The 9,066-nt window shown below is 62.5% G+C and carries 11 protein-coding genes; 3 read left to right on the top strand and 8 right to left on the bottom strand.

All coding sequences use genetic code 11. The annotated features are described in order from the left end of the window. The first annotated feature begins 163 nt into the window (after window positions 1–163). Window positions 164–1,855 carry a winged helix-turn-helix domain-containing tetratricopeptide repeat protein gene (locus DW352_RS02030; RefSeq protein WP_115688049.1) on the top strand — a complete coding sequence of 564 codons (1,692 nt, stop codon included), beginning with the start codon at window positions 164–166 and terminating at the stop codon, window positions 1,853–1,855. Window positions 1,856–1,940: 85 nt separating this feature from the next. On the opposite strand, the gene DW352_RS02025 is transcribed toward DW352_RS02030, so the two are convergent. Next, complete coding sequence (locus DW352_RS02025; RefSeq protein ID WP_115694199.1) at window positions 1,941–2,213, bottom strand: hypothetical protein; 273 nt, start codon at window positions 2,211–2,213, stop codon at window positions 1,941–1,943. Window positions 2,214–2,520: 307 nt separating this feature from the next. Next, complete coding sequence (locus DW352_RS02020) at window positions 2,521–2,712, bottom strand: hypothetical protein (RefSeq protein ID WP_115688047.1); 192 nt, start codon at window positions 2,710–2,712, stop codon at window positions 2,521–2,523. A gap of 60 nt (window positions 2,713–2,772) precedes the next feature. Here DW352_RS02020 and DW352_RS26610 point away from each other — a divergent pair, with 60 nt between their 5' ends. Both DW352_RS26610 and DW352_RS02015 read left to right on the top strand, forming a co-directional pair. Then, on the top strand, window positions 2,773–2,964 hold the full coding sequence (locus DW352_RS26610) for a hypothetical protein (RefSeq protein WP_162826719.1): 192 nt from the start codon (window positions 2,773–2,775) through the stop codon (window positions 2,962–2,964). A 25-nt stretch (window positions 2,965–2,989) separates the two neighbouring features. After that, entirely contained in the window at window positions 2,990–3,904 is a 915-nt protein-coding gene (locus tag DW352_RS02015) for a 3'-5' exonuclease (RefSeq protein ID WP_342634890.1), read from the top strand. Here DW352_RS02015 and DW352_RS02010 read toward each other — a convergent pair. From DW352_RS02010 to DW352_RS01985, 6 genes are read right to left on the bottom strand one after another with little or no spacing between them, the layout of a single operon-like run. Beyond that, the gene (locus tag DW352_RS02010) at window positions 3,870–4,553 is read right to left on the bottom strand and encodes an NAD(P)H-dependent oxidoreductase (RefSeq protein ID WP_115688043.1); all 684 of its coding nucleotides are present in this window, start codon (window positions 4,551–4,553) and stop codon (window positions 3,870–3,872) included. The genes DW352_RS02015 and DW352_RS02010 overlap by 35 nt on opposite strands. Window positions 4,554–4,562: 9 nt before the next feature. Beyond that, window positions 4,563–5,450: a branched-chain amino acid ABC transporter permease gene (locus DW352_RS02005; protein ID WP_115688041.1), complete on the bottom strand. Its 888-nt coding sequence runs from the start codon at window positions 5,448–5,450 to the stop codon at window positions 4,563–4,565. Continuing rightward, window positions 5,443–6,216 carry an ABC transporter ATP-binding protein gene (locus tag DW352_RS02000; RefSeq protein WP_115688039.1) on the bottom strand — a complete coding sequence of 258 codons (774 nt, stop codon included), beginning with the start codon at window positions 6,214–6,216 and terminating at the stop codon, window positions 5,443–5,445. The genes DW352_RS02005 and DW352_RS02000 overlap by 8 nt, the downstream gene beginning before the upstream one ends. A 3-nt stretch (window positions 6,217–6,219) precedes the next feature. Further along, the gene (locus DW352_RS01995; protein ID WP_162826718.1) at window positions 6,220–7,152 is read right to left on the bottom strand and encodes a branched-chain amino acid ABC transporter permease; all 933 of its coding nucleotides are present in this window, start codon (window positions 7,150–7,152) and stop codon (window positions 6,220–6,222) included. Window positions 7,153–7,174: 22 nt separating this feature from the next. Then, window positions 7,175–7,903 (bottom strand): ABC transporter ATP-binding protein, encoded by a 729-nt coding sequence (locus DW352_RS01990; protein WP_245434291.1) that lies wholly within the window; start codon window positions 7,901–7,903, stop codon window positions 7,175–7,177. Continuing rightward, window positions 7,900–9,051 (bottom strand): ABC transporter substrate-binding protein, encoded by a 1,152-nt coding sequence (locus DW352_RS01985; protein ID WP_115688033.1) that lies wholly within the window; start codon window positions 9,049–9,051, stop codon window positions 7,900–7,902. The genes DW352_RS01990 and DW352_RS01985 overlap by 4 nt, the downstream gene beginning before the upstream one ends. Window positions 9,052–9,066 lie beyond the last annotated feature (15 nt).

Genomic DNA, 9,066 nt, shown 5'->3' with positions numbered 1-9,066 from the left:
ATAATTTCCCGGGGAGCCGGTTTTCCGGCTTAACCATTTGTTAACGGGGCGATAATCGCAGGAGGCACGGCCTCAAGTCCTGAAGGACCTGCGATGACTTTCTGAAAGTTTTCTGATATTCGCCGCCGCTAGGGGTAAACGGAGCTTATTTCGGGGGAACGCAGTGCTCCGGTTCGGCACTTTTGAGCTTGATCTCGACCGGGCCGAACTGCGTGAGGCCGGCGGCGCAGTGATAAAATTGCGCCCGAAGACCTTCGCTCTGCTGCAATTCTTTGCGGGAAATGCGAACCGCCTGCTCACCAAGCAGGAATTGATGTCCGCCGTCTGGCCGAACGTCCATGTCGGCGAAGACAGCCTCTTTCAGGCCATCCGCGAGATTCGCACCGCGCTCGGCGATAAAGACCGGCAAGTGGTTAAATCGGTTTCCGGCCGCGGTTACTTGTTTGAGGCTGAGATTGAGGCTACTGGCGCGCGCGCTCCGCGTTCGGCGCCGCCCGCAGCTCCCACCGCAACGCCTCCTGCCGAAGAAGCGTCCCCCGCCGCGAAGCCGTCCGGCGCCCGACACTGGTTATTGATGACGCGGCGCCCGGCGCTCGCGATATCAACGGTCTTATGTCTCGCGGTCGGGGTGGCCGTCGCGGCGCCGATACTGGTGCGGCGCCTTTACGTCCCTGAGATGCAAACGATCACTGTGGTCCCGTTCGAGGCGCGGACGGCAGATCCCGCAACCGCACCGATGGCGGCAAATATCACCGACCGGCTTACCGATGGCCTGTCCAAGATCGGGAATATCCGCGTTCTCGCGCCGCAAGATGAGCTGCGCACCGCCAGCGGAAGCACGGCGCCATCGACCAACACGGATTTCATCGTGCGGGGCGAACTGCAACGCAACCGTGACAAATGGGACGTGCAGGCACGGCTGATCGATGCCAACGGTCAGGTGCAGTGGTCGGGCGGCTATAGCGTGCCGGCCGAGGCTATGGACGAGCGACTGCAGCAATCGCGCCTCACTGCGGGCATCGGCAATCTGCTCGCCTTGCGCATCAACGCCCTGACGCACGCGCGCTTGTCCTCGCCGGAGTCCAAGATCGTCGTCGAACAGGCGACAGCTTTTCTAAACCAGACAAACAAAGAGCGCTTCGCCGTCGCGCAGGACCTGCTCGAAAAGGCGCACGCGGAAAAGCCCAACGATGTCGATATTGCCGCAGCGTTGTCCGCGCATCTTATGCGTGGGGTCGCGACGGTCTGGTATCCGGTCTCGGAAAACGACGCGATCGAGCAGCGTGCCAAAGGCCTGCTCGACAAGGCGGTGAAGCAGGAGCCCAATTACATCCCTGTGCTGCAGGCTTATTGCCGCCTGCTGCAAACGATCAACGAATTTGCCGAGACCCTGGTGGCCTGCCAGAACGCGTTGCGCTTCGACCCATGGGACGGCCTCGTCATGTTCCAGATCGGCATGGCCCAGTTCCGACTCGGCCGGTTCGAAGATGCGCTGGCGACCTTCGAGCGCGCCGACACAATCGATACACCGCAGGTGTCGCGCTGGACATGGCCGCTCGGTGCCGGGGCCGCGCTCGTCTTCATGGGACGCTATGAAGAGGCCTTGCCCTGGCTGCGGCAATCCATCGCCGTCACGCCGGGAACCGGCCGCACGCATCTGTTGATCGCGGCCGCGCTCGAGGCCCTGGGGCGCCATGACGAAGCGCGCGACTATGTAGCTCAGGCAATGAAGCTTCGGCCAGGCAGCAACGGCGAGAATATCGGCCTGCCGACCAAGAACCAAAGTCCACGCTATATGGCGAGCGCCGACAAGGTCAGAGATCTTCTCATCACCGCAGGCTTGCCGCCGAAATAGCTCAAGGGCGTGTGAAAAAAGCGACCGCCGGACGGCGGCCGCTCTATTCATTATAATGTAGGCGCCTTACCGCGCCACAGGCGTCTTACCGCCAACCCGCCTGCTTGTCGCAAGCCTTACGCTCTTCCGGGTGAGACTTCTCCCACTGGGTGATAGACTGGCTCTCATTGTTGTCCATTTTCTCGTTCATGCAGATGCAATAGGCGCGCGCGATCGCCGGCGTTGCGCCCGGCTCCCCCTGGTTGTCGCGAATGCACTGGTTGACCCATTTGAGGTCGTCGGCATTCATCGTCTGCGCCGAGGCAACGGCCGGCAGCAGACACAAACCGAGCAACAAAGCCCCTGGAATAAACTTCACCGATCTCTCCCACTGTTGACGCTCGACGTCGCGACCGCCGCATGCGGTTCGCAACGGGCATCGAGACCCAGCGCTCCTGCGGCGGATCTCGAACCTTCAGCTCGAAGAGGTTGCCAGCGAGACGAGAGAGATGTCCTGAACGACACCGCGCCGACTTCTGAAACTTTTCTGAAATCGCAGCACCGCCACAGGAGAGGTCCTGTCGCGAATCGCTGTTACAGGAGCGGCAGGTGCAGTGACACTTCCACACGCCATGAGGCGGATCGCTCCGCGCCCGTGCGCATTGTCCTGTGGAAATCGTTCGCCATCAGTCCGGGCGCTTTTGCCACGTGCGGAAGGGCGACAGCAGAGAGGGGAAGAGCGAGCCGCGCAGAACGTCGAAAAGCTTTGAGGCAACGCCGGCCGGCGTGAGCCGCAAGAGATTCTCGTGATGCTTCATGCCCTTACCACCCGGCACCAAGCCGAGCGAGCGGACGAGGCAATAGTCGCCGTTCGACATACGGACGAGCTTTGCGCCCTTGAAATGCGTCCGAATCCCCATGAACCGGAAGATGCATTGGTGACTGATTCGGTCAATTCGGCCGCCGCTGCCGGCCGAAGAACCGCTCTCGATTCCGTCGGGGAGGACACGGCCCGCGCGCAGTGGACGGACGGCAACCACAAGGTTATCCAGGATTCGCGATGGCTCCGACCTCGTGAAACCGGCATTCCGGTTGAGACCGCATCCATCGCGCATCTGCCCTACGCCTGACGCACTGCCGAAGCAATATAAGTCCGTGACATCGACAAGCCCGCTACAACCTCAACGCCCGCCTGACCTCGACGACATGGCGCGCGGCCTCGAAGCGACCGGCGACTACAAGGTGCTCCGGCGTCTGGTGCCGCGCGAGCCGAGCGCATCCGTCGGCCCATCAGAACGCGTCGGGCTCATCATCGATCTCGAGACGACCGGCCTCGATACCGCCAAGGACGAGGTCATCGAACTGGCGGCTATCAAGTTTCGCTACGACCAGAGCGATGCGATCACTGGCGTCACCGGCATCTTCCAGGCCTTCAACCAACCGTCCGGCTCAATACCGGCCGAGGTGACACGACTGACCGGCATCACCGACGAGATGGTCGCCGGCTGCAAGATCGACGCCGATGCCCTTGTCGATTTCGTCGCCGATGCGGGTGTGGTCATCGCGCATAATGCCGGCTTCGATCGGAAGTTTGCCGAACGCTTCTGGCCGACCTTCGAAACCAAGAACTGGGCGTGTTCGGCGAGCCAGGTCGATTGGAAGGCTCACGGTTTCGGCGGCGCGAAGCTGGCATATTTGCTTTCCGAGATCGGCCTCTTCCACAACGCCCATCGCGCCATCGACGACTGTCACGCCCTGTTGGAGGTCCTGGCCCACCCGCTGCCGACGAATTCCGCGTCGGCTTTAGCAGAGTTGCTCGACCGCGCGCGCCGCCGCGCATTCCGCATCTGGGCGGAAAACGCACCGTTCGACCTGAAGGAGGTTCTCAAAAAGCGCGGCTATCGCTGGAGTGACGGCTCCGACGGCTCGCCGCGCGCTTGGCACATCGAGGTCGACGAAAGCATCCGAGAGACCGAGCTCGACTATCTTCGCCGGGAAATCTATCAGCGCGATATCGATCTGCGCTGCCAGGCCGTCACGGCACGGGAACGGTTTTCGGCGCGTCGCTAGACGCGGACTCCGCAAGCACATCGAGAAGGCGCGCCCGCCACGCCGCCAGATAGGCTTCGCGGCCCGCTTGGTCGACACGCGGTGCGCCATAGGCGACGAACGGCTCGAGCGCCTTGAGGCCCATGTACTCGACCATGAGACGCTGCGTCGGCCACAATACCTGATCGATGGTGCCATAGACACCTGTGGCGGAGAAGCGCTGCTCAGTGCCGCCGGTGGTCAGACACAACATTCCAAGTTTGTCCCGAAAGAAGCCGCTGTCGTAGCGGCGGCCATCCGAGTAGGCGAAGCCATAAGCCATGACCCGGTCGAACCAGCCTTTCAGGATGGCCGGCACCCCGCCCCACCAGATCGGATAGAGCCAGATCACCAGGTCCGCCTTGGCGAAACGCGCCTGCTCGCGCGCAAGATCGGGCGCGAAGCCACCCTCCTTGTGCGCGTGTCCCTGCTCGTTCTGATAATGAAACCGCTGCGGATCATGCGTGGTCAGGAAGTCATGACGCCCGGCAACGGGATTGAAGCCCTCCGCGTAGAGATCGGAAATTTCAACACTGTGGCCGGCGCCACGGATCGTCTCTGAGGCGGTGTCCTTCAACGCCGCCGTGAACGACGTCGGCTCGGGATGGGCATAGACCAACAATGCGTGCACGGGCCGCTCCTAGACCTTTTTGCCGAGGCCGCCGAAAAGACCATGCGGGAAGAACAACAGCACGATCAGCAGCACCGTCAGCGCCACGACGTTCTTGAAGCCGGCGCCGAAGAAGACGATAGCGCCCGACTGCACGACGCCGAGCAGGATGCCGCCGACCAGCGCCGCCGGCGCGCTGCCGAAGCCGCCGATGATCGCCGCGATGAAACCGTTGATGCCGAACGGGCCGCCGACGCTGTAGGCGGTGTATTGCGTCGGCGTGATCAGGATGCCGGCCGCAGCCCCCAGCGCCGCGCTGAGCGCGAAGGACAGCATCAGCATGCCTTGCACGGGAATGCCGAGCAGCGCCGCGGATTCACGGTTCTGCGAACAGGCACGCAACGCGCGACCGACATTGGTCTTGGTGAAGAACAGCGACAGGGCGATGACCATCAGCAGGCCGCAGCCGAGAATCCAGAAAAGTTGGTAGCTGAAGGCGATCTCTCCGATCTTCAGCGGACCGCCGGAGGTAAATTCCGGATAAGTCCGCGGCTGATCGCCGAGGGTCAGGATGACCACCTGCTCGATCAGGATCTGCACCGCGAGCGTCGCCAGGATGATGGCAAACAGCGGCGCCTTGCGATTCCACATCGGGTTGATGACCAGGAACTGCACCAGCACGCCGACACCGGCGACCAGCACGATGCTGATCGCGGCAGAAACGGCCTCCGGCATACCGAGCCTCGTCAGCAATGAATGCGTGAACATTCCGCCTAACATGACGAAGACGCCTTGAGCGAAGTTCACGATGCCGCTGGCGTTGTAGATGACGGAAAAGCCGACCGCGATCAGCCCGTAGACGAGACCTATGCCGACGCCATTGACCAGGCTTTGAATGAGTTCGACATTGCTAGGCATCGGCGCCCTCCTCGGTTCCGAGATAAGCCGCGATCACTTCAGGATGCTGCTTGACCTCGTCCGGCGTGCCTTCCGTGATCTTGCGCCCGAAATCCAGCACCGCGATCCGATGTGCGATGCGGGTTACCAGACCGACGTCGTGTTCGATCAACAGGACAGTGATGCCTTGCGCGTTGACCTTCTGGATGATGACCGCAAGGGCATCCGTTTCCTGCGTATTGAGTCCCGCGGCCGGCTCGTCCAGCAGCAGCATGCGCGGCTTGGCCGCGAGCGCCCGCGCCACTTCCAATAAACGCTGCTGACCGTAGGGCAGCAATTCGGCATCGTGATCGGCCTGGCTGCCAAGCCCAACGAAGTCGAGCAGCTCGCGCGCGGTATCGCGCACGCTCGTCTCCTGCTTGCGATACCAGAACGGCCGCACCAACGCAGCCGCAACGCCCCCTTTTGTAGCCAAGTGACAGCCGAGCTCGACATTCTCGGCGACGGACATGCCCTTGAACAACTGCACAAGCTGGAACGTGCGGACGAGGCCCATCGCCGCGATCTTGTCCTGACGCTCGCGCGTAATATCGCGGCCGGCGAACTCGATCGAGCCGGCCGTCGACGGCAGGAAACCCGAGATCATGTTGAAGAAGGTGGTCTTGCCGGCGCCGTTCGGGCCGATGACCGCATAGAGGCTGCCGTCCGGCACTTCGAGACTGATGTCGTTGTTTGCGACAAGACCTTCGAACCTTTTGGTCAGGCCGCGCACTTTGAGGAGCGACATCGGCTAGCCCTCCCGGTTGGCCCGTCGCGACCGAACGAGGCCGGCGATCGCCGACAGCCCCTTAGGCACGAAGATCAGCATGAGCAACAGAACGGCGGCATAAGCGATGTCCTGGAAGCGGCCAGTGCTGCGAAAAACCTCCGGCAGCAGCGAGGCGACGATGGCGCCGATCACCGGGCCATAGACCGTGCCAACGCCGCCGACATAGAGCATCGTGAAGGTGACCACGACCATCTGCAGGCCGAACACTTCCGGGCTGATGAAGCCGACCACATGCGCGAACAGCGAACCCGCGGCGGACGCATAGACGGCGGCGATGACGAAGGCGGCAAGCTTATAGCGCGAGATGCGAATGCCGAGCGCAGCGGCGCCGTTTTCGCTGCCGGAGATCGCCCGCAAGGCGCGGCCGAAGCGGGAATCGCGCAAGCGCTGCGAGATCCACAAGCCAATCAACAGCAGCACGATCAGGCACACGAGCTTGAGACGCTCGTCCTCGACCGTAAACGGACCTATGCCGAGCGGTGGAATGCCGGCATAACCCATGTAACCCTGGGTCAAGCTCGTCCATTGCACCGAGATGTCGTAGGTGATGAGTCCGAGCGCGAACGTCGCCATCGCCAGATAGTGGCCGCGCAGACGTAACGTCGGATAGCCGACGATTAGCGCCGCAACACCCGCGACCGCCATCGAGACCAGCAAAGCAAGCGCGGGCTCCCATTGGTATTCGACGCACAGAATAGCCGTGCCATAGCCGCCGATCGCCGCGAAAGCGTTCTGGCCGAAGGAAGCCTGGCCGGTGTATCCCATGAAGAAGTTCAGCCCCAGGCAGAAGATGCCATAGATCATGGCGAGCTGGAGCACGGTGACGAGATAGCCACCGTAGAGGAACACGGCGCCGAACAGCAACACGACGGCGAGCACGGAGCCCACGGTCACGCTGTCGAGCTTGGGGCCCATCCTAGTGGAAGTAATAGCGTGCGAGGTCATGGTGCGATTTGATCTCGTGGGTCTGCAGTTCGGCCCGAACATAGCCCGAGGACAGAATGTAGACGCGCTGCGCCAGCTTCAGCGCCAACGGCGCCTTTTGCTCGACCAGTAGGATGCCGAGGCCGGCTTTGTTGAGGTTGCCGAGCGTCGAAAGGATTTCCGCCGCAACGCGCGGCGCGAGTCCCAATGACGGTTCGTCGAGGATCAGCAGCTTGGGATCGGCCATGAGCGCCCGCCCGACAGCCAACATTTGCTGTTCGCCGCCCGACATGGAGGCCGCGATCTGATCCGCACGCTCACGCAGGCGCGGGAAGAGTTCGAAAACCTTCGCGTACCGCCGCTCGACATCGGCGGACGAGCCGCCGAGGCTGTAGGCGCCGAGCGAGAGGTTCTCCTGCACGGTCATCTCGCCGAACAGGCCCCGCCCCTCCTGCACCATAATGATGCCGAGCTTGGCGAGATCGTGCGTGCGCAACCCCGTTACGTCACGGCCGTTGAAGGCGATACGGCCGCTGCTCGCGATCAAGCGGGTGATGGCGCGCAGCAGGGTCGTCTTGCCCGCGCCATTCGGGCCCAGGATGGTCACGAACTCACCGGGCGCCACGTACAGGCTCGTCGGCTTGAGCGCCGCGACGTGTCCGTAGTTTGCCGCGAGATCGCTGACCGCGATCAGCGGTGTATCGCCGGCCGCTGTCATCATTTCTTGAGCGCCAGCTTGCCGTCTTTCACCACGGCAATCACGTACGGATTATTGATGATGCCGACGTGCTGCTCTGGCGTGAAGTCGTAGGAGGCGCCGGCACCTTTGAATTGACCGAGCTTCTCGAAGGTATCGCGCACCGCCGTGCCGTCGACCGCATTCGCTTTTTTGATGGCTGCGGCCAGCATCATGATCGAGTCCCAGGCGCGCGCCGCCTGAGCCGAGTCGGCTGTGCCGGACTTCGCCTTCGCCGCCTTGACAAACGCCTCCGCGGCCGCGCGGGACGCCGGATCCGCGATGACGCTGAGGTCATCGGACGCGATCTGGATCAGTGCCGCCGGAAAGAGATACTGATCGCCGATGATCTTGCCGGTCGAGTGCAGAATGTCGGTCTCGTTGATGCTGCCGAGCAGCAACATCTTGTTGAGGCCAAGCGCCTTCATGTTATTGGCAACGGTAACGACCGCATTGCCCTGACCGAGCATGATGATCGCGCCGGCGCCGGCGGCGTTCATGCGGCCGATCTGCACGCTGAAATCGGAGTCGTCCTGCTGATAGGTTTCATTCGCGACAACCGTCAGGCCGAATTCGGCCGCACCCTTTTCGGCGATGCCGCGCATCAGCATGCTGTAGGGGCTCGGATCGGACAGAATGCCGACCTTACGGATATCGGTCTTTTCCTTGAGATAGGCGTAGCGTGCGTCGACCTCGAACTTCGGCGGCGGCAGGAAGCTGAAGGCCCATTTCTGCTCATCCGCCTGGCGCGGCAGAATGGAACAGAGGAACATCGGCAGCTTAGCCTTCGAGACGAAGCTCGCGGCGGCAAAGTTACCGGCTGAAATGCAGCCGCTGTCGAAGGCGATGACTTTGTCTTCCGACATCATCTTTCGGTAGCCGACGACGGCCTGCTGCGGCGTCGACTTGTTGTCCTCGTGGACGAGCTGCAGCTTGCGCCCGAGTACACCGCCCTGCGCATTCACCGCCTCGATCGCGAGCTCCAGACCGTCACGCCAGTGGCCGTCGGTGAGCGACCCGTAGCCGGTCAGGCCGAGCGATGAGCCGACCTTATAGGTCTCCTGCGCCGACGCCGTCAGGACCGGAAGCGCGAGAACGGTCGCGGCGACCGCGAGTGTTTTTCTCATATTCATTCGTTGATCCTCCCA

The sequence above is a fragment of the Pseudolabrys taiwanensis genome (genome assembly GCF_003367395.1).
In the GTDB taxonomy this organism is placed as follows: Bacteria; Pseudomonadota; Alphaproteobacteria; order Rhizobiales; family Xanthobacteraceae; genus Pseudolabrys; species Pseudolabrys taiwanensis.
Note: the sequence above shows the minus strand (reverse complement) of the source record. Positions and strands in the feature narration are given on the sequence as shown.

What these genes read in the sequence shown, in the direction of transcription:
- DW352_RS01990 (WP_245434291.1), bottom strand. Translation starts at nt 7,903, where the DNA reads ATGATGACAGCGGCCGGCGATACACCGCTGATCGCGGTCAGCGATCTC.
- DW352_RS01985 (WP_115688033.1), bottom strand. Translation starts at nt 9,051, where the DNA reads ATGAATATGAGAAAAACACTCGCGGTCGCCGCGACCGTTCTCGCGCTT.
- DW352_RS02020 (WP_115688047.1), bottom strand. Translation starts at nt 2,712, where the DNA reads ATGTCGAACGGCGACTATTGCCTCGTCCGCTCGCTCGGCTTGGTGCCG.
- DW352_RS02000 (WP_115688039.1), bottom strand. Translation starts at nt 6,216, where the DNA reads ATGTCGCTCCTCAAAGTGCGCGGCCTGACCAAAAGGTTCGAAGGTCTT.
- DW352_RS02005 (WP_115688041.1), bottom strand. Translation starts at nt 5,450, where the DNA reads ATGCCTAGCAATGTCGAACTCATTCAAAGCCTGGTCAATGGCGTCGGC.